The 24,813-nt window shown below is 65.5% G+C and carries 23 protein-coding genes; 7 read left to right on the forward strand and 16 right to left on the reverse strand.

Going from position 1 to position 24,813, the window contains the following annotated elements:
* Positions 1–2: 2 nt before the first annotated feature.
* Both Q9R14_RS05565 and Q9R14_RS05570 read right to left on the reverse strand, forming a co-directional pair.
* On the reverse strand, positions 3–1,328 hold the full coding sequence (locus Q9R14_RS05565) for a dicarboxylate/amino acid:cation symporter (protein WP_306003748.1): 1,326 nt from the start codon (positions 1,326–1,328) through the stop codon (positions 3–5).
* 33 nt (positions 1,329–1,361) lie between these two features.
* A complete protein-coding gene (locus Q9R14_RS05570) occupies positions 1,362–2,429 on the reverse strand; it encodes an amino acid ABC transporter substrate-binding protein (protein WP_306003749.1) in 1,068 nt (355 codons plus the stop codon).
* A 104-nt stretch (positions 2,430–2,533) separates the two neighbouring features.
* Here Q9R14_RS05570 and metC point away from each other — a divergent pair, with 104 nt between their 5' ends.
* From metC to Q9R14_RS05590, 4 genes are read left to right on the forward strand one after another with little or no spacing between them, the layout of a single operon-like run.
* The gene (gene metC / locus Q9R14_RS05575; protein WP_306003750.1) at positions 2,534–3,712 is read left to right on the forward strand and encodes a cystathionine beta-lyase; all 1,179 of its coding nucleotides are present in this window, start codon (positions 2,534–2,536) and stop codon (positions 3,710–3,712) included.
* A 23-nt stretch (positions 3,713–3,735) separates the two neighbouring features.
* Positions 3,736–5,082, forward strand: a complete 1,347-nt coding sequence (locus Q9R14_RS05580; RefSeq protein ID WP_306003751.1) for an O-antigen ligase — start codon at positions 3,736–3,738, stop codon at positions 5,080–5,082.
* Entirely contained in the window at positions 5,057–7,141 is a 2,085-nt protein-coding gene (locus tag Q9R14_RS05585) for a DNA topoisomerase IV subunit B (RefSeq protein ID WP_306003752.1), read from the forward strand. Before Q9R14_RS05580 ends, Q9R14_RS05585 begins: the two co-directional genes overlap by 26 nt.
* Before the next feature lie 48 nt (positions 7,142–7,189).
* The gene (locus tag Q9R14_RS05590; protein WP_306003753.1) at positions 7,190–8,602 is read left to right on the forward strand and encodes an FAD-binding oxidoreductase; all 1,413 of its coding nucleotides are present in this window, start codon (positions 7,190–7,192) and stop codon (positions 8,600–8,602) included.
* Positions 8,603–8,620: 18 nt separating this feature from the next.
* Here Q9R14_RS05590 and parC read toward each other — a convergent pair whose 3' ends face one another.
* A complete protein-coding gene (parC, locus tag Q9R14_RS05595) occupies positions 8,621–10,822 on the reverse strand; it encodes a DNA topoisomerase IV subunit A (protein ID WP_039245099.1) in 2,202 nt (733 codons plus the stop codon).
* A 133-nt stretch (positions 10,823–10,955) separates the two neighbouring features.
* Here parC and Q9R14_RS05600 point away from each other — a divergent pair, with 133 nt between their 5' ends.
* Positions 10,956–12,698 (forward strand): cytochrome c biogenesis protein DipZ, encoded by a 1,743-nt coding sequence (locus Q9R14_RS05600; RefSeq protein WP_306003754.1) that lies wholly within the window; start codon positions 10,956–10,958, stop codon positions 12,696–12,698.
* On the opposite strand, the gene recO is transcribed toward Q9R14_RS05600, so the two are convergent.
* The 13 genes from recO to folK all read right to left on the reverse strand — a co-directional run bounded on the left by recO (position 12,695) and on the right by folK (position 23,641).
* Positions 12,695–13,426, reverse strand: a complete 732-nt coding sequence (gene recO / locus Q9R14_RS05605; protein ID WP_306003755.1) for a DNA repair protein RecO — start codon at positions 13,424–13,426, stop codon at positions 12,695–12,697. The two genes, Q9R14_RS05600 and recO, sit on opposite strands and share 4 nt — an antisense overlap.
* The gene (locus Q9R14_RS05610; RefSeq protein ID WP_306003756.1) at positions 13,426–13,902 is read right to left on the reverse strand and encodes a nuclear transport factor 2 family protein; all 477 of its coding nucleotides are present in this window, start codon (positions 13,900–13,902) and stop codon (positions 13,426–13,428) included. Before Q9R14_RS05610 ends, recO begins: the two co-directional genes overlap by 1 nt.
* A 47-nt stretch (positions 13,903–13,949) precedes the next feature.
* A complete protein-coding gene (locus Q9R14_RS05615) occupies positions 13,950–15,188 on the reverse strand; it encodes a serine hydrolase domain-containing protein (protein WP_306003757.1) in 1,239 nt (412 codons plus the stop codon).
* Positions 15,189–15,203: 15 nt separating this feature from the next.
* A complete protein-coding gene (gene era, locus Q9R14_RS05620) occupies positions 15,204–16,151 on the reverse strand; it encodes a GTPase Era (RefSeq protein ID WP_306003758.1) in 948 nt (315 codons plus the stop codon).
* A complete protein-coding gene (rnc, locus tag Q9R14_RS05625) occupies positions 16,148–16,858 on the reverse strand; it encodes a ribonuclease III (RefSeq protein ID WP_112861980.1) in 711 nt (236 codons plus the stop codon). Before rnc ends, era begins: the two co-directional genes overlap by 4 nt.
* Entirely contained in the window at positions 16,858–17,751 is an 894-nt protein-coding gene (lepB, locus tag Q9R14_RS05630; protein ID WP_306003759.1) for a signal peptidase I, read from the reverse strand. Before lepB ends, rnc begins: the two co-directional genes overlap by 1 nt.
* Before the next feature lie 55 nt (positions 17,752–17,806).
* The gene (gene acpS, locus Q9R14_RS05635) at positions 17,807–18,208 is read right to left on the reverse strand and encodes a holo-ACP synthase (protein ID WP_306003760.1); all 402 of its coding nucleotides are present in this window, start codon (positions 18,206–18,208) and stop codon (positions 17,807–17,809) included.
* Complete coding sequence (locus tag Q9R14_RS05640; protein WP_161639155.1) at positions 18,205–18,945, reverse strand: pyridoxine 5'-phosphate synthase; 741 nt, start codon at positions 18,943–18,945, stop codon at positions 18,205–18,207. Before Q9R14_RS05640 ends, acpS begins: the two co-directional genes overlap by 4 nt.
* A gap of 4 nt (positions 18,946–18,949) precedes the next feature.
* Positions 18,950–19,534, reverse strand: coding sequence for an orotate phosphoribosyltransferase (gene pyrE / locus Q9R14_RS05645; protein ID WP_306003761.1), 585 nt, complete (start codon positions 19,532–19,534; stop codon positions 18,950–18,952).
* A gap of 50 nt (positions 19,535–19,584) precedes the next feature.
* Positions 19,585–20,343 carry a TIGR00730 family Rossman fold protein gene (locus tag Q9R14_RS05650; RefSeq protein WP_306003762.1) on the reverse strand — a complete coding sequence of 253 codons (759 nt, stop codon included), beginning with the start codon at positions 20,341–20,343 and terminating at the stop codon, positions 19,585–19,587.
* A complete protein-coding gene (locus tag Q9R14_RS05655) occupies positions 20,340–22,499 on the reverse strand; it encodes a bifunctional (p)ppGpp synthetase/guanosine-3',5'-bis(diphosphate) 3'-pyrophosphohydrolase (RefSeq protein WP_165118675.1) in 2,160 nt (719 codons plus the stop codon). The genes Q9R14_RS05650 and Q9R14_RS05655 overlap by 4 nt, the downstream gene beginning before the upstream one ends.
* Positions 22,500–22,633: 134 nt before the next feature.
* A complete protein-coding gene (gene rpoZ, locus Q9R14_RS05660) occupies positions 22,634–22,993 on the reverse strand; it encodes a DNA-directed RNA polymerase subunit omega (RefSeq protein WP_017504892.1) in 360 nt (119 codons plus the stop codon).
* Positions 22,994–23,077: 84 nt separating this feature from the next.
* Positions 23,078–23,641: a 2-amino-4-hydroxy-6-hydroxymethyldihydropteridine diphosphokinase gene (gene folK / locus Q9R14_RS05665; protein WP_306003763.1), complete on the reverse strand. Its 564-nt coding sequence runs from the start codon at positions 23,639–23,641 to the stop codon at positions 23,078–23,080.
* On the opposite strand from folK, the gene Q9R14_RS05670 reads away from it, so the two are divergent.
* Both Q9R14_RS05670 and Q9R14_RS05675 read left to right on the forward strand, forming a co-directional pair.
* Positions 23,640–24,176, forward strand: coding sequence for an NYN domain-containing protein (locus tag Q9R14_RS05670; RefSeq protein ID WP_306003764.1), 537 nt, complete (start codon positions 23,640–23,642; stop codon positions 24,174–24,176). The genes folK and Q9R14_RS05670 overlap by 2 nt on opposite strands.
* On the forward strand, positions 24,173–24,811 hold the full coding sequence (locus Q9R14_RS05675) for a uracil-DNA glycosylase (RefSeq protein ID WP_306003765.1): 639 nt from the start codon (positions 24,173–24,175) through the stop codon (positions 24,809–24,811). Before Q9R14_RS05670 ends, Q9R14_RS05675 begins: the two co-directional genes overlap by 4 nt.
* Positions 24,812–24,813: the final 2 nt, after the last annotated feature.

Genomic DNA, 24,813 nt, shown 5'->3' on the forward strand with positions numbered 1-24,813 from the left:
GATCAGGCCGGCGGCGCCGCGGGGACGACGTCGTCGGCGTCGGCCGGTTCGTCTTCCTCGCCACGCGAAACAACGGTGGCCAAAACCAGGTCGCCCGTAACGTTCAAAGTCGTGCGGCACATGTCCAGGAAGCGATCGACGCCAAGAATCAGGCCGATGCCCTCCGGCGGCACTTTCACCATCACCAGGATCATCGCCACGACCGGCAGCGAACCGGCCGGCACGCCCGCCGTGCCGATGCCGCCCAGAATGCAGACCAGCATGACCACGACCTGCTGAGTGATCGTCAGGTCGATGCCGAAGAACTGGGCGAGGAACAGCACTGTGACGCCCTCGAACAAGGCCGTGCCGTTCTGATTGGCGGTGGCGCCGACCGTCAGCACGAAACGCGCGATCTTGCGCGGCAAGTGCAACTGCTCCTCGGCCGCCTTCAGCGACACCGGCAGCGAAGCATTGGACGAGGCGGTCGAGAAGGCGACCACCATCGGCTCGCGCACACCCTTGAAGAAGGCGATGGGCGAGCGGCCGGCCGCCAGCCAGATCACGAGCGGATAGACCACGAACATATGGATCGCCATCGCGCCGACCGCGACGCCGACGAAGGCCGCCAGGCGCACCAACAGGTCCCAACCGAACAGGGCCGCCAGGTTGAACATCAGACAGGCGATGGCCAGCGGCGCCAGTTTGATGAACAAATTGATCAGGGTCATGGAGACCTCGAAGATCCCCTGGATCACTTCCTGCAGACGGTCCGTCGCCGGGCTCTTGGCCATGACCAGACCGATGCCGAAGAACAGGGCGAAGATAATCAGCGGAAGGATCGCGTTCTCCGCCGCTGCGGTGACCGCGTTCGACGGCACCAGATCCAGGAAGAAATCGCCCAACTGGATCGAACTGTTGCGCCCGGTCTGAACGATGCTGGCGGCGCCGTCCTTGCCCTGCTCCAACAGCTGCCGGGCCACCGCCGGATCGACGCCTCGCCCGGGCTGGAAGACGTTGACCATCACCAGACCGATCACCACCGCGATGCTGGACACCACGACCGTCAAGAGCAGCGTCTTGATCCCCGCCCGTCCCAGCGAGCTGAGATCGCCCATCTCCGCTACACCGACGACCAAGGCCGAGAACAGCAGCGGGATCACCATCATGAACAGCAGGCGCAGGAAGATCTGACCGATCGGCCCGGTCACGTTGTCTGTCAGCCAGACCACCCAGGCCGCATCGGCCCCCACCGCCAGATTGACCAACAATCCCCCGATCAGACCGACCGCGAAACCGATCAACATCAGCCAGTGCAGCGCAAGGCCGCCGCGTTTCGTCTCGGTCATCTGTCCCCCAGGAAGCGATGCAAGCGTCGGCGCTTATCGGATCGGCAGCCCATAGATCAAGCCGGCCGGGCGCGCGTTCCATTGTGCGTTCAAACCACGCGCCAGGTCGAGCGCCGATTGCGATCCCAGATTCCGATCGAAAATCTCGCCATAATTTCCGACGGCTTCGACTGCGTCCTTAGCCCAGTCTTCGGATAGACCCAGCATAAGACCGAACTCGCCCTCGACGCCCAGCAAACGCCGGACACGCGGGTCGGTCGCGGTCTTAAACTGATCTTCGGCATTGGCCTTGGTGACGCCGAGCTCTTCGGCCAGCATCAGGGCATTCAGGGTCCAACGGACGGTCGAGGCCCAGCGCTCGTCGCCCGACTTGACCACCGGCCCCAGCGGCTCCTTAGACGCGACATCGGACAGGATCACATGTTCGTTGGGGTTGGTCAGCACGGTCCGCGCGGCAGCTAGCGCAGAAATGTCGGCGCTGAATGCGTCGCAATCCTCGCGACCATAGGCGTCGCGCGCCGCTTCCTCAGTCTCAAACACGACGGGCCGATATTCGATGCCGCGAGACCGGAAATAGTCGGCGGCGTTCGCCTGGGACGTCGAGCCCGACTGAACGCAAACCCGCGCGCCGGTCAGTTCAGTCGCGCTGTTCAGGTTCAGCGAACGCCGGACCAGGAAGCCCTGCCCGTCGTAGTAGTTGATCCCGGCGAACACGAAACCTTCGCCCGCGTCGCGGCTCATGGTCCAGGACGAGTTGCGCCAAAGCACATCGATCCGTCCGTCATTCAGCGCCGTGAAGCGATCTGACGCCGACAGAGGCACGAATCGCACCGCATCGGCATCGCCCAGCACCGCCGCCGCCGTCGCGCGACAGAAGTCCACGTCGAAGCCGCGCCACTGACCGCGATTGTCGGTGTAGGCGAAGCCGACCAACCCCTGATGCACGCCGCAGTTCAGGCGACCGCGGCGTTTGATGGCGGCCAGTGTCGGGCTTTTAGCGACCGCAGCCGAGGATGCCTGCGAGGGCGTGGCAGGGCTGGTTTCCGGCGCCGGGCTGGCGTCCTTGCGCCCGCAAGCCGTCGTCATCAGTACAACGGCCATCGCTCCGATCGTCCAGCACCGCATCGCGTTCCTATCCCTCGCCGCTTGCGCCCCGCTGGCTTTAGAGGCCTTTAGGGACCGATCCGCAACCCATCGGAGGGGCCATGTCGCTGCTTTCGGACCGCACCCGCCTGATCGCCGCCGCCACGCGACGCGGCCAGGGTCGGCGCGGCGTCAATCCGCCGATCGAACGCGCCTCGACGATGTTGAGCGATAGCGCGGCCGTCATGCGCGACGAGACCGACGGCCCGACCTATGGTCTCAGCGGAACCAGCGCCGCCCGCGATCTTCGCCGCGCTCTGGCCGACCTTGAGGGGGCAGAGGACGCCTTTCTGGTTCCGTCGGGTCTTGCGGCCGTCACGGTTCCGCTGCTGGCGCTGTTGAGACCGGGCGACGAGGTGATCACAACGGACGCCGTCTATGGTCCGACGCGCAGGTTCCTGAGCCGGTATCAATCGACCCGCGGCGTCACGACCCGCTTTTTGCCCGCAGACGCAGATGCGCAGGCTGTTCTGGCCGCCATTGGCGAACGCACGCGGTTGGTGCTGATGGAGTCGCCGGCCTCTCTCACATTCGAGATGGTCGATGTCGCCGCCGTGGCCCAGGCCTGCCGCGCACAAGGCGTCCTGACAGTGGTCGACAATACCTGGGCGGCCGGCCTGGCCTATCGTCCGCTGGCCCATGGCGTGGATGTCAGTGTTCAGGCCGTCACCAAATATGTCGGCGGCCATTCGGACGTGCTGATGGGCAGCATTGCTTCGAGCAATCCCGCCTGCCTGCGCGCCATCAGCGACACCATCGAGGATCTCGGCTGGCATGTGTCGCCCGACGACGCCTGGCTGGCACTGCGTGGCCTGCGGACCTTGCCGCTGCGTTATGCCGAACAGGCGCGATCAGGCTTGATCGTGGCGGAATGGCTTCAAGCCCGGCCCGAGGTGTCGCGCGTCCTCTTCCCGCCCCTGCCCGGCTCGATCGGTCATGACCTGTGGCGGCGAGATTTCACCGGCGCCGCGTCTTTGATGGGCGTGGTCATGAAGGGCGGCGACAAGGCAGCGGGCGAGGCCTTTCTGAACGCTCTGACCCTGTTCGGGCTGGGCTATTCCTGGGGCGGGTTCGAAAGTCTGATCACCCACGAGACCCATCAGATGGCCTACCGCAACCATCCGCCCGTGCTTGAGGGTGAACTGATCCGACTGCATGTCGGTCTTGAAGACCCCTCCGACCTGATCGCCGATCTGGAACGAGGTCTAGCCGCCTTCACCGCCGCGCTCACGGTTCCTTAAGCACCGCAAAGGACTGTGCGCCCGTGCGTGAAGCGCCCGTTCAGACCCCGGATGATGCTCCGCCGCTGTGGGAACAGTGGGCGGCCGGCTTCGTCGTCTTCATGCTGACCGGCGCCCTGATCGCGCCCGTCATCGCGCCAACCCAGGTCGAGACGCCGATCCTGCGGTTCATCTGGCTGCCGGTCTATGCCGTCATCGCCGGCCTGATCGTTTTTCGCTTCGACAAGGTCATCCGCGCCTGGCCGGCATGGCTGATGATGTTCGCCCTGGTCGCCCTGTGTTTTGTCTCGAAATACTGGTCCATTGACCCCGAGGTCACGGAGCGCCGCGTCATCGCCATGGCGATCAACAGCGCCTTCGCCATCTATTTGGGCGCACGCTTCCGCGACGACGCCCTGCCGCGCGTCCTGATGTACACCTGTCTGGTGATGGCGGTCGGCAGCCTGATGATGGTTTTCGGCTATCCGAAGGTAGGGGTGCACCAGTTCGACAACGCCGGCCTGTGGCGCGGCCTCTGGTACGAGAAGAACCAGATGGGGCTGGTCATGGTGGTGGGCGCCGTTTCCGCCGCAGCGACCCTGGCGGCCGATCATGTCGCAGGACGCAGCCACCGGCTCTGGATCTGCTTGGTGACATTGGGCCTGACCACGCTCCTGGTGCTCGCCACCCAATCAAAGACATCGCTTCTGTGCTGGGGCCTGGGCTTGGGCATGATCGGCGGGTGGTGGGCGTTGAAACAGGGCGGCGCCGTCATCACCGTTGTCGGCATCTGGCTTGCCGTCATCATTGCGGCGGGCGCGACTTGGCTGTGGAACTCCGATTCCGCTGCGATCCTGGAGGCGCTGGGCAAGGATCCGTCGCTGACAGGCCGCACCCTGATCTGGGAAGCCTTGATGCGGAAGGTCGCAGAGCGCCCTTGGACCGGATACGGCTTCAGCGCCTTCTGGGGCGTGGACTCGATCCCCGCGCGCGAGATCCGCATCGAGACCCAATGGCCCGTGCCTTCCGCTCACAACGGCTGGATCGACCTTCTCGTGCAACTGGGTTGGCCCGGTGCGGTGGCGGTGGGCGCCGTCATGGCGATCTCTGCGATCTTCGTCGTCGCGCGGACGAACGGGCTCGGCGCGCGCGAAGGCTATTGGAGCGTCGCCTATCTGTCGGTCTTCACAGCTTTGAGCCTTTCCGAGAGCGTCCTGCTGACCCACGCTAATCTGCCGTGGATCCTGATGCTCGCGATTATGGCCCGCGCTGTGACCTTTGATCCGGCGCCGGTTCGTGCGCCGCTTGCTCGACCGGCGTCACGGGCCTACCAGACCCGGTCCCGAATCGCCTCAGACTATGTGAATGGCCGCCGACCTCTTCGCTTTTGACGACGAACCCGAAGCTCGCAAACCCGAGCCGCCTAAGCCTGTTGTGGCAGCTCCGCCTGCGGCTGCGCCCTTTATCGTCCCCACGCCCGCGCCGCCTGCTGTTCAGGCCACGGCCACGACGGCGGCCGCCACCGGCTATTCCGCCTCGTCCATCGAGGTGTTGGAAGGGCTGGAACCCGTTCGCAAACGCCCCGGCATGTATATCGGCGGCACCGACGAGCGCGCCCTGCACCACCTGTTCGCCGAAGTCCTGGACAACGCCATGGACGAGGCGGTGGCGAAACACGCCAAGCTGATCACCGTCGATCTGGACGCCGATGGCTATCTGTCGGTCCGCGATGACGGTCGCGGCATCCCGGTCGATCCGCATCCGAAACATCCCGGTAAGTCGGCGCTGGAAGTCGTCATGACGGTCCTGCACTCCGGCGGCAAGTTTTCCGGCAAAGCCTATGAAACGTCTGGCGGTTTGCACGGCGTCGGCGTCTCGGTCGTCAACGCTCTGAGCGAAAGCGTCGAGGTCACCGTCTGGCGCGACGGTTTCGAATGGAAACAGGCCTTCAGCCGGGGCCACGTCCTGGCCCCGATCCAGCAGATCGGTCCATCCAAGAAGCGCGGCACCCTTATCCGCTTCAAGCCCGACGACGAAATCTTCGGCATGGGCGCGGCCTTCAAGCCGGCGCGCCTATTCCGCATGGCACGGTCTAAAGCCTATCTGTTCCGCGGCGTTGAGATTCGCTGGACCTGCGCGCCGGAGCGGATCACTGACTCTACGCCCGCCCAGGCCAGTCTGCACTTCCCCGGCGGCCTGGCCGACGCCCTGATCGACCGCATCGGTCAGTTGGAAACCGTCACCCCCACCTTCGCCGGCCGCGCCGAGCGTCAAGGCGAGGCGGGCGCGTTCGAATGGGCCGTCACCTGGTCGCCGATCGGCTTTGGCGAGTCGGACGGCTTCATCCAATCGTACTGCAACACCGTCTCCACGCCCGATGGCGGCACGCACGAGGCCGGCTTCCGCGCCGCCTTGGTCAAGGGGCTGAAATCTTACGGCGAACTGACCAACGAGAAACGCGCCGCGATCATCACGGCCGAGGACGTCATCGCCAATGCCGGCGCCCTGATCAGCGTCTTCATCCGCAATCCCGAATTCCAGGGTCAGACCAAGGACCGTCTGTCCTCGCCCGAGGGCGCGCGCATTGTCGAGCAGTTGCTCCGCGACCCGCTGGATCACTGGCTGACCGAAAGCCCCAAACAGGCTAACGCCCTGCTGGGCTTCGTCGTCGATCGCGCCGAGGACCGGCTGCGGCGCCGTAAGGACAAGGAGGTTCAGCGCGCCGCCGCCACCCGCAAGCTGCGCCTACCCGGCAAGCTATCGGACTGCAGCCGCCAGTCGGCTCAAGGGACCGAACTCTTCATCGTCGAAGGCGATTCGGCCGGCGGCTCGGCCAAACAGGCGCGCGACCGCACGACCCAGGCCATCCTACCCCTGCGCGGCAAGATCCTGAACGTCGCGTCAGCCACCGCCGACAAGCTGCGCGCCAACGTCGAACTGTCCGATCTGGCCCTGGCCTTGGGCGTCCAGCCTGGCAACCGCTTCAACATCGACGACCTGCGCTACGAGCGCATCGTCATCATGACCGACGCCGACGTGGACGGCGCCCACATCGCGGCCCTGCTGATCACTTTCTTCTACCGCGTCATGCCTGAGACGATCCGTCAGGGCCGAGTGTTCATGGCTCTGCCGCCGCTCTACCGCATCAGCGCCGGTCCCTTGAACGAATACGCCCGCGACGACGCCCACCGCGACGAGCTGCTGGCGACCGTGTTCAAAGGCAAGAAGACCGAGATCGGCCGGTTCAAGGGTCTGGGCGAAATGATGGCCTCCCAGTTGAAGGAGACCACCATGGATCCCAAGAAGCGCACCCTCGCGCGGATCACCGTGCCGGACGCCGAGGCCAGCATCGAAGATCTGGTCGAACGCTTGATGGGCAAGCGCGCAGACGCCCGCTTCCAGTTCATTCAGGAAAACGCCCAGTTTGTGAAAGAAGAACTCGACGTCTAAGGGCCTCGCCGCCCTTCCAACGCACGGCGACGCCTGACAAAAGGGGGCATGCAGACGCCAGCCCCCTCCTCCGCCGTGCTTGATGAACTGAAGGCCGCATTGGGTCCGGGCGGCTGGACCCAGGATCCCGAGGTCATTGCGCCGCAACTGACCGAATGGCGCAACCGCTGGACTGGGAACACGCCGATCCTGCTGATCCCGCGTTCGACGGAAGAGGTCGCGCGCGCCGTGACGATCTGCGCGCGCGAGGGCGTGGCCATCACCCCTCAGGGCGGCGGCACAGGCCTGGTCGGCGGTCAAGTGCCCTTTGGGGAGGTCCTGCTATCGACCCGCAAGATGCGCGCCGTCCGCGATGTCACGCCCTTGGATGACGCCATGACGGTCGAGGCCGGCCTGACCTTGCTGGAGGCTCAACAGGCGGCGACGGCGGCCGGTCGCTATTTTCCGCTCAGTCTGGCAGCCGAAGGCTCGGCCACCGTCGGCGGCGTCATCTCGACCAACGCCGGCGGCACCCAGGTCCTGCGCTACGGCATGATGCGCGACCTGGTGCTGGGCCTCGAGGCTGTCTTGCCGAATGGCGAAATCTTCAAGGGCCTCAAGCGGCTGCGCAAGGACAACACCGGCTACGACCTGAAACAGCTGCTGATCGGCGCCGAGGGCACCCTGGGCGTCGTCACCGCCGCGACCCTGAAACTCTTCCCCGTCATGCGCTCGCGCGCCGTCGCGATCGTCGGTCTGGAGACGGCCGCCGCCTCGGTCGAGCTTCTGGCCCGCGCCAAGGCCGAGACCGGCGGCGGGGTCGAGGCCTTCGAGCTGATGAAACGGCTAGGCATGGAACTGGTGCTCAGGAACATCCCCGACACCCGCGAGCCGCTGGACTCAACCCCCGACTGGTATGTCCTGATCGAGATCGCCTCGGGCACGCCCGGCGGCGCCGAGGCGCAGATGGAGGCCCTGCTGGAAGTCGCCTTCGAACAAGGCCTGATCACAGACGCCGCCATCGCCCAGAACGACGCTCAGCGCATCGCCTTCTGGCGTCTGCGAGAAGAACATTCGGCGGCGCTCAAGCCCGAGGGCGGCGGCTGGAAACACGACGTCTCCGTCCCCATAAGCCGCATCGCTGAATTCATCGACGAGGCCTCGGCCGCCGTCGAACGCTTCCACCCCGGCGCCCGCATCTCGGTCTTTGGCCACGTCGGCGACGGCAATCTGCACTACGACATCCTGCCCGGCGTGGGTCAGGACATCCCTGCCTTCATCGGGCGCTGGAAGGAAGGCTCGCAAGTGGTTCACGACGTTGTCGGAACCTACGACGGCTCCATCTCGGCCGAGCACGGTCTGGGCCGGCTGAAGACCGAAGAGGTCAAGCGCTACAAGTCCCCGCTCGAGATCGAAACCATGGCCGCCATCCGCCGCGCCATCGATCCCAAGCGGATCATGAACCCGTCGGTCCTGTTCTAGAGCCGACGGGCGGGCCGCCTATCTGAACTTCCGTAGGCCTCTTGGTCCCTGGCGGCCAGCGCCGGCGCGTTTGCCCAGCCAGTCTTTCCAGTCGGGCCAGTTGCGACGACGTCCGCCGCCGTCGGCCCATTCCGGTCCCGTCTCGGCGTTGAAGACAGTGATGTCGGCGAGGCCGCCCTGTTTGAAGCTTTGCAGCTTCACGCCCTTGCCGCGCCCCATCTCGGGGAGTTCGGCGAGAGGGAAGATAAGAGTCTTGATGTTCTCGCCGATGGTCGCGACGTGATCGCCGGTCACCCGCAGGACTGCCAGCATTTCGCCGTTCAGCACCTGTTTGCCGCCGCGCTTCTGGGCCAGGGTGTCGTCTTCGGGCGCAATGAAGCCGTATCCGGCCTTTGATGCGATCAGCAGCTTGCCGCCCGGCTGGTGGGCCAGGACGTTGATGATCTCGGCCTTCTCGTCCAGATCGATCATCAGGCGCAGCGGCTCGCCATGGCCGCGTCCGGACGCCAGTTTGTCCGCACCGATGGTGAAGATCCGCCCGTCCGACGCCGCCACCAGCAGCTTGTCGGTCGTATAGGCGGGCACGAGGTAAGCGAGTTGATCGCCTTCCTTGAACTTCAGCTCTGACGGATCCTCGACCTTGCCCTTGGCGGCGCGGATCCAACCGCGTTCCGACAGGATGACGGTGATCGCCTCGCGCGGAATGAAGGCCTCGGGCGCGACGAAGGCGGACGTGTCCACCGCCTCGGCGATCGTCGTCCGGCGCGGCGAGATCAGCGCCTTGCGCACGGCCTCCAGCTCCTTGGAGATCGCCTTCCACTGCTTGCCTTCAGACGACGTCAGCGCCTTCAGATTGGCAAGTTCCTCCGACAGCGCATTGAATTCCTTTTCGATCGTCATCTCTTCCAGACGCGCCAACTGACGCAGCCGGGTGTCGAGGATGAAGTCGGCCTGAACCTCCGTCAGGCCGAACCGCGCGATCAGGACGGCCTTGGGCTGCTCCTCCTCACGGACGATGCGGATCACCTCGTCAAGGTTGAGGAAGACGATGCGCAAGCCTTCCAGCAGGTGGAGGCGCTTTTCGACCCGCTCGATCCGCCATTGCGAACGACGGTTCAGCACCTCGCGCCGGTGATCCAGGAAGGCGCGCAGGCAATCCTTCAGACCCATCACGCGCGGCGTGCCGCTGGCGTCCAGCACGTTCATGTTGATCGGGAAGCGGACTTCCAGATCGGAAAGCTTGAACAGGCTTTCCATCAGCATTTCAGGCTCGATGGTGCGGTTCTTGGGCTCAAGGATCAGGCGGATGTCCTCGGCCGATTCGTCCCGCACATCGCCCAGCAGAGGCGCCTTCTTGTGCTCGATCAGGTCCGCTAGCGCCTCGATCAGTCGCGACTTCTGCACCTGATAGGGCATTTCGGTGACGATGATCCGCCACACGCCGCGCCCCAGATCCTCGGTCTCCCAGCGCGCGCGCAGGCGCACGCCGCCCCTGCCCGTCTCATAGGCGTCCAGGATGGAGGCATGACCTTCAACCGCAACGCCCCCGGTCGGGAAGTCGGGGCCGGGCACATGCTGGACCAAGTCCTCGGTCGTTGCGTCGGGACGCTCCAGCAGGAGTTGGCAGGCGTCGATCAGTTCGCCGACATTGTGCGGCGGGATCGAGGTGGCCATGCCGACCGCGATACCCGACGAGCCGTTGGCCAGAAGATTCGGGAAGCCCGCGGGCAGGACGATCGGCTCTTCGTCCTGATCGTCATAGGTTGGCCGGAAATCGACGGCGTCCTGATCGATGCCGTCCAACAGCAGGACTGCGGCCGGCGTCAGTTTGCACTCGGTGTAGCGCATGGCCGCGGCGCTATCGCCGTCGATATTGCCGAAGTTCCCCTGACCGTCGACCAACGGGTAACGCTGGGCGAAATCCTGAGCCAGGCGCACCAGAGCCTCGTAGATCGAGGCGTCGCCGTGGGGGTGATATCCGCCCATAACCTCGCCGACGACCTTGGCGCATTTGCGCGCCGCCGCCTGCGGGTTCAGCCGCATCTGATGCATGGCGTAGAGGATGCGCCGGTGCACGGGCTTGAACCCGTCACGGACGTCAGGCAGCGCGCGGTTCGTAATGGTCGACAGGGCGTAGGCCAGATAGCGGCGGCTGAGCGCCGTCTCCATCGGCTCGTCGATGATGCGGCCGCCTTCCGGCGGCGGGGCGTGGATCGTCATGGCTCTGCGAATCGGGGATCGGAAGCGGGAAGTCTAGCCCGTAAGGCGCCAGATTGGGGGATAAGCGCGCTGGGGAGTCACCAAACTGCTCCGCCGTGCGTATGTGAGAGACACACCCTCGTCAGGCCGCGCCATGATCCTGTTCCTGCTGTCCTATCTCGCCGGCGTTCTGACCATCGTCAGTCCCTGCATCCTGCCGGTTCTGCCCTTCGTCTTCGCGCGAGCGGATCGGCCGTTCATCCGCAACGGTCTGCCGTTGTTGGTCGGGATGGCCGTGACCTTTGCGGGCGTCGCGACGCTGGCGGCGCTGGGCGGCGGCTGGGCGGTGCGGGCCAATGAGGTCGGGCGCTGGATCGCCCTGGCCGTCATGGCGGTGCTGGGCGTCAGCCTGCTGTTTCCGGCCGTGGGCGATCGCCTGATGCGGCCGTTCGTGGCGGCGGGGTCCTGGCTGACGGATCGCGCCGAGCGCCAAGCCAGCAATCTGGGGGGAGATCAGGGTGACGTGCGCTCGTCCCTGCTGCTCGGCGTCGCGACGGGACTGCTCTGGGCGCCGTGCGCCGGACCCATTCTGGGCGTGATCCTGACAGGCGCCGCGCTTCAGGGCGCCGGCGTCGGCACGACGGTTCTGCTGCTGGCCTATGCAGCAGGCGCGGCGACATCACTGGGTCTGGCCCTGTTGGTCGGCGGTCGCGTGTTCAAGGCCATGAAGGGCGCGTTGGGCGTCGGCGAATGGGTGCGGCGCGGCCTGGGCGTTCTGGTGCTGATCGGTGTGGTTATCATCGGCTTGGGAGCGGATACAGGACTGTTGACCCGGATTTCGGCCGCCAGCACGGGCCGGATCGAGCAGGCGCTGCTGGGCGGGATCGGGCGCGGCATGCCGACGAACCAGGCTCCGACCGATCTGGCCAATCTGCCGGTCGAAGGGGTGATGCCGCCGCTGACCGGGGCGACGACCTGGATCAACACCCCGCCGCTGACGACCGAGCAGCTGAAGGGCAAGGTGGTCGTCGTCGATTTCTGGACCTACTCCTGCATCAACTGCATCCGCTCCATTCCCTACGTCCGCGCCTGGGCTGAGAAATATAAGGGTCAAGGTCTGGTGGTGATCGGCGTGCACACGCCCGAGTTCGCCTTCGAGAAGTCCGAGGCCAACGTCCGCCAGAACATCCAGCGGCTGGGCATCACCTATCCGGTCGCCATGGACAATGAGTTCGCCATCTGGCGGGCGTTCAAGAATCAGTACTGGCCCGCGCACTACTTCATCGACGCCAAAGGACAGATCCGTCATCACCACTTCGGCGAAGGGGACTATGCGGGCTCCGAACGCGTGATCCAGCAACTTCTGAAGGAAGCGGGCGCAGCGAACGTCGCCAGCAACGTCGTCACAGTCCAGGCTGAGGGCGCAGAGGCCGCCGCCGACATGGCCCAGGTCGAATCGCCGGAAACCTACGTCGGCTATGGCCGCGCCGAGAACTTCCGCTCTCCCGACGGCTTGGCCAACGACGTGATCAAGGACTATGTCGCCGCGCCGCTGAAACTGAACGATTGGAGCCTTTCGGGCCGCTGGCGCGTGACGCGTGAGCATGCCGACCTGCAGGCGGCCGGCGGGCGTATCGACTTCCGCTTCAAGGCGCGCGATCTCCATCTGGTCATGGGGCCCAGCAAGACGGGCGCACCCGTCCGCTTCCGTGTCCGGATCGATGGCGCGGCGCCGGGCGCGAACGCCGGCAGCGACATCGATGCCCAAGGCCTTGGCCGGGTGGATGGCGAGCGGCTGTACCAACTGGTTCGTCAGACGGGCGCGGTGCGCGAACGGACGTTCGAGATCGAGTTCCTGGATCCCGGCGTTCAGGTCTTCGCCTTCACCTTCGGCTAGAGCCGACCGGCGTCGCCCAGTTTGTCCAGCATCCACACGCGCGCAGGCGGCAGAGGCTTGTTCTGCGGGTGGAAGACGAACTGCTCCAGGAAATGCCCCGTCAGGTCGAACCCGGCCCGGACGTCGCCCTCGATCAGACCGGATTGGGCGCCCAGCATGAAGGGCGGCAGGGTCAGCATCTTGTCGGCATAGGGGGCGCCGGCGTCACGACTGACTGCCCGGCCCGTGCGCGGGCTGACGTAGATCAAGTCGTCGGCCGTGCCGGTCGCGGCGCATTTCGACAGGTCCAGAGCAAAGCCCAGATCTTCCAGGAGGCCCGCCTCGAACCGCACGAAGATCGCAGGCCAGACCGCAGGCATTTCGAACGCCGCCATCAGCGCGTCGAACGCCAGAAAAACGCCGGGATGGGGCTCACGCTCCGGCAACGCGCCTTGGGTCACACCCGCCGCCGCCGCCAGCCCTGTCAGCGCCAGGGCGTCGTCGAACAGGGCGCTGGGCCCCTCGCCTACCGGCTCCAGCCGCACCGCGCCGAGGTGATCCGAGGTGCGGGCGCGGTAATCGGCCACGACCCGCGCGCCCGCCTGCAGGAATGGCTTCATCTTGCGTGACGCTCCGCCCGCCACATAGGCCGTACGCCGGCCGTGGTTCTCGGTCAGCAGATCGACCACGGCGCCCGTGTCGCCGTGGCTGCGCGCCGACAGGACAAACGCCTCTTCGTGGAAATCCATCAGTCCGCCGGACCTTGGGCGATCAGCCCGACCACGCCCTTGGCCTTATCGTTCGGCACGGTGAAACTCAGCACATATTGCTCGATCTTCCAGCCATCGTCGGTCAGGCGCAGCACGCCCGAGCCTCGCGTCAGGCCGTAGGCGTCGTTGTCCAGCAACTCATCGAACCAGACGATGCAGCGGCAATCGCCCGGCGCCAGGGTCGCCACCCGGTCATGCGGGCGATAGGTCCAACCTTTCCCCTGCGAGAAATAGGGCGTGGCGTAGGCGCGAAACTCAGCCAGCGACCAGCGCTCGGCCGGATCCGTGCCGATGAACCGGGCGTCAGGCGTGAACAGATCGAAATAGGCGTCGCCGTCCGCACGCGAGGCCGCCGCGTGCATTCGGTCGAGAACGGCGCCGGCCTCGACGACCGGATCGCCCGCAGCCTGCGTCGGCGCAGCGGAAAGGACGAGAGCGGCAAGAAGAGCGATCATGGTTCTGTTCTACTCCTGTTCTCCTCGCCGGGAAACAGTCGGACGCCTCAGCGCGCCAGTGTCGTCGGAAACTCGTGACCCAAGGCTTCGGCCATCGCCTGCTGACTGATCAGGAAGACCTGGTCACGCAGGTGATAGTTGTTGGACAGCACGATCACCGTCACGTCGGCGTCCGGCTGATAGAGCATCAGGTTGCGGAACCCGCCCCAGCTGCCGGTATGATAAATCTGGCGGTCCTGGAAGCTGGGTCGCACCTGATCGCCCAGGCGGTTGGCGAATATGCCGAAGCCCCAGTCCCGACGCGGATGGCTGCGCTCGTTCGGCTTGGTGTCGGCCGGCGCGTGGTCGGCCAGCATCTGCTGATAGCTAGCTGGCGTCAGCAGTTCGCCCCGATGCAACGCCCTCTGCCAGACCAGGAGATCGTCCAGCGTCGAATAGACCGCGCCGGCGCCCGCCACGATCGAGGTATTGGCGTTCGGCTGGGCCGCCAGACCGCCGGGAAAGTTGGCGTAACCCATGATGATGCCGTGATCGCCGCCATCGAGATCAAGCCCGCTATCCTTCATACCGAGAGGCTTGAAGAAGGTTTCTCGCATATAGGTCTGAAAAGGCTTGCCGCTGGCCTTCTCGACGATGGCGGCGGCCAGATTGAAACCGGCGTTGTCGTACTGAACGCTGGCGCCCGGCTCGAACTGAAGACCGAACCGTTTCGAATCCTCTGTCAATTCGTCCAGCGTCGCCGGCGTCGTGCGGCGCATGCCCCAACCGGGCCGCGCCATCAGATCGGGAATGCCCGACGTATGCGACAACAGATGGCTGATGCGGATCGGCGCCCAGGCCTGCGGACAGGGCTGGATCCATTTGCAGACCGGATCGGAGATGTTGAGCTTGCCCTCGTCCTGAAGCTTCAGGATCGCCGTCGCCGTGAACTGTTTGGAGATCGAGGCCAGGCGGAAACGCGAGCCCAGCGCCAGCGGCTGGTCCTGCTCGTAGTTGGCCTTGCCATAGGCCTGGCGGAACAGGACCTTGTCGCCCTTGGCTACCAGAACCGCGCCCATGAAGCGTCCTGCAGCGGCTTCGCGATCCAGGCGCGCCGCCAGTTGCGGCAGGTCCTGAACCACGACCACGGGTGGTCGTGGCGGCGCATCGGCGCGCTCGGTCGCCAGTTCCACATCGGTCTTGGGGGTCACGGCCGTGGCGATGCCGCCCCAGACCGCGCCGCCAAGGATCAGCGCCCCGAGGACGCCCAGAACGAGCCGGGGATGCCCCCCGGCGGTACGCGGCACATCAAACACAGGAACTCAGACGTCGAAATCCAGACCGAACTGGGCATAGAGGGCGCGGCTGTCCTGCCATTTCGGATCGACCTTGACGGTCAGGAACAGGTGGACCTGACGGCCGAGGATTTCATTCAGCTCCTCGCGCGCCTTCTGGCCGATCCATTTCAGGGTCTGGCCGCCCTTGCCCAGGACGATGGGCCGCTGGCTCTCACGCTCGACATAGATGGTCTGTTCGATCCGGGCCGAGCCGTCGGCGCGATCCTCGAAACTGGTCGTCTCCACCGCTGCCGAATAGGGCAGCTCCTCATGGACGCGCAGATAGACCTTCTCGCGCGTGATTTCGGCCGCCAGAACCCGGACCGGCACATCAGCGGCCTGATCCTCGGGATACAGCCACGGCCCCTTGGGCATGGACAGGGCCAGACGCTGCTTCAGATCCTCGACGCCGTCGCCGTTGGCGGCCGAGATCATATAGACTTCGGAGTAGACGCCGCTTTCGAACAACTTCTGCGACAGCGCCAGCAGAGTGTCGCGGCGCATGCCGTCGATCTTGTTCAGCGCCAGCACAACCTTGGTCCCGGTGGACTGCAGGTTGGCGATGATGGTCTCGGTGTCCTCGGCCGAGCGACGATCGGCCGCCGTGCCCTCACGGCCTTCGGCGTTGATGTGCGATTGGGCGTCAATCAGGTGAACGACGATGTCCGCATCTTCAGCCCCGCCCCAGGCCGAGGCGACCATGGCCCGGTCCAGGCGACGACGCGGCGTGAAGATGCCGGGCGTGTCAACCAGCACGATCTGGGCGTCGCCTTCCATGGCGATGCCGCGCACCGGAAAGCGCGTCGTCTGCACCTTTTGCGTGACGATCGAGACCTTGGACCCGGTCAGCCGGTTCACCAGCGTGGACTTGCCGGCGTTGGGTGCGCCGATGATGGCGGCGAATCCTGCGCGCTGGTTTTCGAGATCGGTCAAATGACGCCTTCACGTTTGAGGAGAGCCGTTGCGGCCGCCTTCTCCGCCTCCTGACGCGAACGCCCTTGCGCGGTCAAGGGCTGCACGTCCTGCACGGACACTTCGACGGTGAAAGTGGGCGCATGATCCGAACCCGTCCGGTCGGCGACGCGATAGGTCGGCAGCGGCCGCCCCAACCCCTGCGCCCATTCCTGAAGCGCCGATTTCGGATTGGTCACGGTGCGGGACGGCGGCGCCGACAGTTCGTCGGACCAGGCCCGTTCGAACACGGCCTTGGCGGCATCCAGTCCCCCGTCCAGATAGACGGCCGCCAATATGGCCTCGACCGCATCGGCAATGACGCCGGCCTTGCGCCGCCCGCCGGTCTTGGTCTCGCCGGGCGAGAGCCGCAGCGCAGGCCCCACGCCCAGGGCTTCGCCCACGCGGGCGCAGGCCCCCTTGTCGACCAGGGCGTGCAGGCTGGACGATAGCTGGCCCTCGTCCGCCGTCGGAAACTGGGCCGACAGCCGCTCGGCGACCAGAAGACCCAGAACCCGGTCGCCCAGGAATTCCAGCCGCTCGTTGTCGCGTGGACCGTGGATGCCGACCGGCGCCCCCTCCCCCACGCTGGCGTGGGTCAGGGCGCGCTCCAGCAGGGCCTTGTCCTTGAACCTGTGTCCCAGGCGCGTTTCCAGCGCCGCGACCGCTTCGGCTCTCAGATTGGCCATCAGTGCAGGACGTTGAAGAACCGGTCGAGCCGCACGTTCAACCAAGTCCAAGGCTTCACGAACGACGAACCGGGCTTCCACGAGAACAGGATGATCTGCGCCTTGCCGACCAGGTTTTCGGCCGGGACCATGCCGACGCCGCTGGACTGTTCGACGCGGCTGTCGATCGAGTTGTCGCGGTTGTCGCCCATCATGAAGTAGTGACCGGACGGGACTTCATAGACCGGGGTGTCGTCCAGATCGTTTCCGGGACCGAAGTCCTGGGTCATGAAGCTCTTGCCTTCCGGCAGGGTCTCGCGGACCTCGGTCACAGGACGCGGTCCGAAGATGTCGTTGATCTCCTGCTCGCTGACCACGACGTCCTGCACAGGTTTGTCGTTGATATACAGTTTGTTGGCGATCATCTGGATGCGGTCGCCGGGCAGGCCGATAACGCGCTTGATGAAGTCGGTCTTGTTGTCACGCGGCAGTTTGAACACGACGATGTCGCCGCGCTTGGGCGCCGAACCCATGATCCGCCCGTCGAACAGCGGCGGGCTGAACGGGATCGAGTGCTTGGAAAAGCCGTACGACCACTTGGAGACGACGATGTAGTCGCCTTCATAGAGGTTCGGCTCCATCGAGGCCGAAGGGATGGTGAAGGGCTGGAACAGGAAGATGCGCATCACCATCGCGATCAGCAGGGCGTAGACGATGGTCTTGAAGATTTCGCCGGTTTCACTGGCCGCCGAGGTCGCCTTGTCGCCGTTCTTGGGCGTCTTGGCATAGACCTTCTGGTTCGCCGTCGTCGGCTCCTGCACCGACTTGACCGGAGCGTCCGCCTCCGAGGCCGCAAATCGTTCTTCGGGGGTGGCGTCGCGATTGGCGTCGTCGGGCTTTTGGTCTTCGCTCATGCGATCAGGCATCCTCGCCGCGTCCGCGCGGTCATCGCGCACGCCTATAACCTGATTACGACTGCGGCAAGGCTTCGATCACCACGAAGGCGATCGCATACGGATGTTCGTCGCTCAGCGTCAGGTGGATTTTGGCCTCGTGTCCGGGTGGCGTCAGACGCGCCAGATGCTCGGCCGCATGGCCGGTCAGCGCCATCGTCGGCTGACCGGAACGCAGGTTCACCACCCCCATGTCGCGCCAATAGACATCGGCCCGCATGCCTGTGCCCAAGGCCTTGGCGCAGGCTTCCTTAGCGGCGAACCGTTTGGCGTAGCTCCAGGCCGGGTCCGGCTTGCGATCCGAGCGGGTGCGTTCCAGTTCGGTGAAGCAGCGGGCCTTGAAGCGATCCCCAAACCGATCCAGCGACGCCTGAATGCGCCGGATGTCAGACAAATCTGCGCCGACGCCGATGATCATCTGGCCGCATCCATCGCCGCTCGCATCCGGCGGATCGCCCCGTCCAGGCCGATGAAGATGGAGTCGCCGATCAGGAAATGGCCGATGTTCAGTTCGCGGATTTCCGGGATCGCAAGCATGCGCGGGGCCGTATCGTAATCCAGACCGTGGCCTGCATGGACCTCAAGCCCCAGGATGTCGGCCTGGGCGGCGGCCGCGGCGAGCCGTTCGAACTCGACCTCCCGCTCTGCCGGGTCGGTCAGATGGCAGTAGCGGCCGGTGTGGAACTCGACCACCTGGGCGCCGACGGCGGCGGCGGCCTCGACCTGCGCTTCGGAAGGTTCGATGAAGAGCGAAACACGGATGCCGGCGTCCGCCAGCGCCTTGACCACGGGCGCAATCCGTCCTTCGTGACCGGCAACCGCCAGACCGCCTTCGGTCGTGACCTCTTCGCGCCGCTCGGGCACCAGACAGGCGGCATGCGGCCGGTGGCGCAGAGCGATGGCCAGCATCTCGTCCGTCACCGCCATTTCCAGATTCAGCGGCTTGCCGGCTCGGGCGCACAGGGCGCTCAACACATCGATGTCGGCGTCGGTGATGTGGCGGCGATCTTCGCGCAGGTGGGCGGTGATTCCGTCGGCCCCAGCCGCCAGCGCCGCCTCGGCCGCGCGCGCCGGATCGGGATGCGTCCCTCCCCGCGCATTTCGCACCGTGGCGACGTGGTCGATGTTGACGCCCAGCCTGACCCGTTCGCGCATGGCTCTACTTCGACAATCTGCGGCTACCGGGATCTTCCACCGGAAGCGCGGCCAATTCAGGCGGAAGTGCGTCGGCCGGATAGGCGGGCACGTCCAGCGACGCCAAGGCGATCAGCGGCACGCCCACATCCGCCTTAGCGCCCGAGCGATCGACAATACAGGCGGCGGCGATCACCTCGCCCCCGGCGGCCTGGATGGCGGCGATGCATTCGCGCGACGACAGGCCGGTCGTGACGATGTCCTCGACCATGACGACCTTCTCGCCGGGCTCGACCGAGAACCCGCGACGCAGTTTGAACGCCCCGCCTTCGCGCTCGACATACATCGAACGGACTTTCAGGTGTTTGGCCGTCTCGTAACCGGGGATGATGCCGCCCACGGCCGGCGAAATGGCGACATCGACCGGGCCGATCGTGGTCGTGATCTTGTCCGCCAGCGCCTTGCACAGCCGCTCGCAGCGAGTTCCGTCCATGAAGACGAGATTCTTCTGTAGGAAGACCGGGCTGTGCAGACCGGACGACAGGACGAAATGGCCTTCGCGCAGGGCGCCGGCGTCGCGAAACTCGTTGAGGACGTCTTCAGTGTTCATGACAGGGTTCTAGACCCGGATCGCGCGCGGATGAACCCTGCGGCGACGCTTCATTCGATGTTTTCGTTCGGCCGCAGCCCGCGCGCGAGCAGTTCGGCCCAGACGCCCTCCGCGTCCTCGGCGAAACCGATCAGGTCCAGGTCGGAGGCCGCGATCATTCCATGTTCGACCAAGGCGTCGAAACCGATCACCGAGGTCCAGTAGGCCTTGTCCACCAGAACGACCGGAACCGGCGGCGCCTTCTTCGTCTGGCGCAGCGTCAGCATCTCGAACATCTCGTCGAAGGTGCCGAAGCCGCCGGGAAACACCACCAACGCATTGGCGCGCATCGCCAGATGCATCTTCCGCATCGCGAAATAGTGGAAGCGGAACGTCAACTCCGGGGTCGAATAGGCGTTCGGCTCCTGCTCATGCGGCAGGGTGATGTTGAACCCGACGGATGGCGCGCCTGCGTCCACGGCGCCGCGGTTGGCCGCTTCCATGATGCCCGGGCCGCCGCCGGTGGCGATGACATTGTCCCGGGGTTCGCCGACGCGACCTCGCAAGGCTCCGCCGCGCTCGGACGCCAATCGACCAAAGGCGCGGGCCTCTTCATACCAACGATGCCCTTCGAGGATGCGCGCGCTGCCGAAGACGACGAGGGTCGAGCGCACGCCCCAGGCCCTCAACGCCTCCTCGGGCTTGGCGTATTCCATCAGGAATCGCACACCGCGCATCGAATCGCCCAGCAGGAAGTCCTGATCCATCGCCGCCATGCGATAGGACGGCGAGGCCATCTGCGCCGCGTTCAGCTTTATCGGATCGCTCATTCGCCGCGCGCGCGCTCGACAGAATCGACCGACGGATTGGCCCTCAGCGCCGCCATGATCATTGTCGCATGCTTGGCGTCTTCGACCTCGACATCCACGTCCACGTCGAAGAAGTCCTGCTGACGGTGGGCCATCGACAGGTTGATGATGTTGCCGCCAGCCTCGCCGATCAGGGTCGTGACCTGACCCAGCACGCCTGGCGCATTTCGGATCGTCGCGCGAATACGGGCGGCGGCGACCGCGTCCGTCTCGGCCTGAGGCGTCCATTGCAGGTCATGCCAGACCGAGTCGTCATCGGCGAAGGCGGCCAGGGTCTGGCAATCAATGGTGTGGACGGTCAGGCCAGATTCGGGCTCCAGAATGCCGACGATCCGGTCGCCCGGAACGGGCGTGCAGCATTGGCCGAAATGAACCGACACGCCCGGCGTCAGCCCCCCGCCGCGCACGAACAGCCGCGCCTTCTCGCCCTCGATGCGCTGCTTCTCGGGCCCGGCCTTCAACCGTCCTTTCAGCGCGGGGAACAGGATTTCGGCCGCCGTCGTCGGCGACAACCGCCCGCGTCCCAGGCCTTCGAACAGATCGTCGTCGCTCGCGACCGCCAGCAGTTCCAGAACCGGCTTCAGCGACACGTCGGTCAGGGTCTTGTCGACCCGGCCCAGGGTTTGATCCAGCGCGACGCGGCCCAGCTTGATGAACTCTTCGCGCTCGGAGGTGCGGATATGGCGGCGAATGGCGGAGCGCGCGCGGCCCGTGACCGTCAGGCTGCGCCAGTCGGCAGGCACTTCACGCTTGGAGCCACGGATGATCTCGACCACGTCGCCATTCTGGAGCGGCGTCCGCATGGGCTTCAGCTCGCCGTTGACCTTGACCCCGACGGCCGTATCCCCGACCTCGGTGTGGACGGCATAAGCGAAGTCCAGAGGCATTCCCCCGCGCGGCAAGGTGACCAGTTGCCCCTTCGGCGTGAAGACGAAGACCTGGTCCAGATACATTTCGAGCTTGGCGTGCTCGACCCAGTCTTCGCCGCCCTCGCCGTGCTCGATCACCTGAACCAGGTGGCGCAGGTTCTGAAGCGGATCACGCCCGCCCCCCTGCTCCATCGCCTCACGGTCGAAGCCATAGGAATGGTTCTTGTAGCGCCAGTGGGCGGCGACCCCATCCTCGGCGATCCGGTCCATGTCCTCGGTGCGGATCTGCATCTCGATGCGCAGACCCCGGGGGCCGACGACGGTGGTGTGCAGCGAGCGATAATTGTTCGACTTGGGCGTCGAGATGAAATCCTTGAACCGCTCGGGCACCATCGGCCATTCGCGGTGGATCACGCCCAGCGCGCGATAGCAGTCGTCCTCCGCCTCGACGATGACGCGGAAGCCGTAGATGTCCGACAGGGACGAAAAGCCGACCGACTTGCGCTGCAGTTTGCGCCAGATCGAATAGGGCGTCTTCTGCCGCCCATAGACATTGGCCTTCAGACCCGCCTCGGACAGGACGCGCTCGACCTCGCTCGCCACGCCGTCGATGGCGCGACCGTGCTCCAGCTTCAACGCCTCCAGCCGCCGCTCGATGGCGGTCTTGGCCGTCGGATTCAGATGGGTGAAGGCCAGCTCTTCCAACTCGGACGCGATCGAGTGGATGCCGATCGACCGGCCCAAGGGCGCATAGACTTCCAGCGTCTCGCGACTGATCCGCTCGCGCTTCTCCGGCTTCACGAACTGGAGCGTGCGCATATTGTGCAAGCGGTCGGCCAGCTTGACCAGCAGCACCCGCACATCCCGGCTGATGGCCAGGATGAACTTGCGCAGGTTCTCGGCCTGGCGCGTGTGTTCGGCCTGAAGCTCCAGCCGCGACAGCTTGGTCACGCCCTCGACCAGGACCGCGACCTCTTCACCGAACATGCCGGCGATGTCATCGCGCGTCGCGGTCGTGTCCTCGACCACATCGTGCAACAGGGCGGTGACGATGGTGGCTGTGTCGAGCTTATAGTCGGTCAGTATGCCCGCGACCTGGATCGGGTGGGCGAAATAGGGATCGCCCGAGGCTCGCAACTGCGAACCGTGCATCTTCATCGCATAGACGTAGGCGCGGTTCAGAAGCGCTTCATCGGCGGTAGGGTCATAGGCCTTGACGGCCTCGATCAGCTCAAACTGACGCAGGATCGGCGCGCGCTTGGGCTGCGGCGCGGGATCGACGAGCGCCGTCTGGGGGTCGTTTTTGTTTGCAGCTTGGGGCGCCGGCGGAACCGTCTCGGTCCGCGCCGGCAGGATAGTGACGCCAGGGGCTCCCTCGGGCGTCAGTACCGCTCCTCCTGACCGCCGTCGCGGTCGCTTTGCAGGGCGCGGATCAGTTCGGCTTCGGCCATGTTCATGTGCTGCGGCGAAGCCAGCAGGGCGACCGTTTCCGCCTCATCCTCGGCTTCCGTCCGCTCATCGACGCGTTGCAGCGTGGTGATGATGGTCTCGCGCAGTTCGTCCGGCACGACGGTGTCGTCGGCGATTTCGCGCAAGGCGACGACAGGGTTCTTGTCGTTGTCGCGGTCGATCGTCAGGGCGGCGCCGTTGGCGATGCTGCGGGCGCGGTGGCCAGCCATCAGCACCAGACCAAAGCGGTTCGGAACCTTCTCGATGCAGTCTTCGACGGTGACGCGGGCCATGAAATTCCTCGAACGCGGGGGAGAACCGCGTCAAATACAGATGAGGACGGCTTTTTGCAACGCCACAGGGGCGGAAGTTGGGCGTCAGCTCGGGTGAGCGTCGGCGCCAATGGGGGCGTAAGCGGCCAGATCGCTCGCGGCCCCGCCATGCGGATGCGTCCAATTCGGCGCGATCTCGGCGATGGGGCCCATGACGAACCGCCGCTCGGCCGCGCGGGGATGGGGCAGGATCAATCCCTGCAGATCACCGCTCAATCGTCCGTAGGCGATCAGGTCCAGATCCAGCGTCCGCGGCGCATTGCGAACCGACCGCTCGCGGCCGAACGCGTCCTCGACCCGGCCGAGCGCCGCCATCAGGGCATGCGGATCGTGTTCTGTGCGGACGATGACCACGCCGTTCAAGAAGGCGGGATCGTGCGGGTCGGGCCAGGCTTGAGAAGACCACCACGACGAGCGGGCGATGACATCAATGCCTTCACTGCGAAAGCGCGCGAGCGCCGCGTCCAGCGCTTCGGCGCAGGACGACCATGCCCCCTTGTCATTGCAGCCCAGGGCCACGATGACTGCATCATTCAGGTCGAACCCGTCATCGATTCCGACGGCGACCGCGCGATCCGATTTTTCATCTCTTTCGACGGCTTCGACCATGTTTCATCCCACCGACCGGCTGGCGATCTTCATCGACGGCTCGAACCTCTACTCCGCAGCCCGAGCCTTGCAGCACGACATGGACTTCCGGCGGATGCTGGACTGGTTCCGCGAGAGGTCCATCCTGACCCGCGCATACTACTATACGGCCGTGGTCGAGGGCGAAGAATTCTCGCCGGTCAAACCGCTGGTGGATTGGCTCGACTACAACGGCTTTTCGGTCGTCACCAAGCCGGTGAAGCGGTTCACGGACACTAGCGGCCATAGCCGGATCAAGGGCAATATGGACATCGAGATCGCGGTGGACATGCTGGAGCTGGCGCCGCACGTCGACCATGCGGTGCTGTTCTCCGGCGACGGCGACTTCCGGCGGGTGGTTCAGGCAGTCCAGGCCAAGGGCGTGCGGGTCACTGTCATCTCGACCCAGAAGACCCAGCCGCCGCATATCGCCGACGAACTACGTCGTCAGGCCGACGCCTTCCTGGACTTGAACGATCTGATGGCCGACTTCGGCCGCCCGAAGGCCGCCCAATGACCCTGACGCCCGAACCGCCCCGCGACTGCCCATTGTGCCCCCGCCTGGTCGCCTATCGTCAGGAGAATGCGCGCCAGAATCCAGACTGGTGGAACGGGCCGGCCGCCTCGTTCGGCGATCCGAACGCGCGTCTGCTGATCGCCGGCCTCGCGCCCGGCCGGACCGGCGCCAACCGCACGGGACGTCCCTTCACCGGCGATCACGCCGGCTGGCTGCTGTACGACACCCTGAAGAAGGCCGGCTTTGCCCAAGGCCATTACGATCCGAACGGCGACGATGACCTGACGCTGACGGACTGCATGATCACCAATGCTGTCCGGTGCGCCCCGCCCGGCAACAAGCCTCTGCCGATCGAGGAGACGACCTGCCGCCCCTTCCTAATCGACCGGCTCAAGCTGCTGCCGAATCTGAAGGTGATCGTGACGCTGGGCGACGTCTCGCGCCGCAACATCCTGAAAGCGTTCGGACGGCCCGCGTCAGCGATGCCGGCGGGTCACGGCGCGCAGGGCGAAGCCGGCGGCTACGTCATTCTCAACAGCTATCACTGCTCCCGCCTGAACACGAACACGGGTCGCCTGACGCCGCAGATGTTCGAGGACATCTTCGCGCGCGCCCGGACGCTGATCGAGGCCTGAGC

The organism is Brevundimonas sp. C43 (assembly GCF_030732185.1).
Taxonomy (GTDB): domain Bacteria; phylum Pseudomonadota; class Alphaproteobacteria; order Caulobacterales; family Caulobacteraceae; genus Brevundimonas; species Brevundimonas diminuta_C.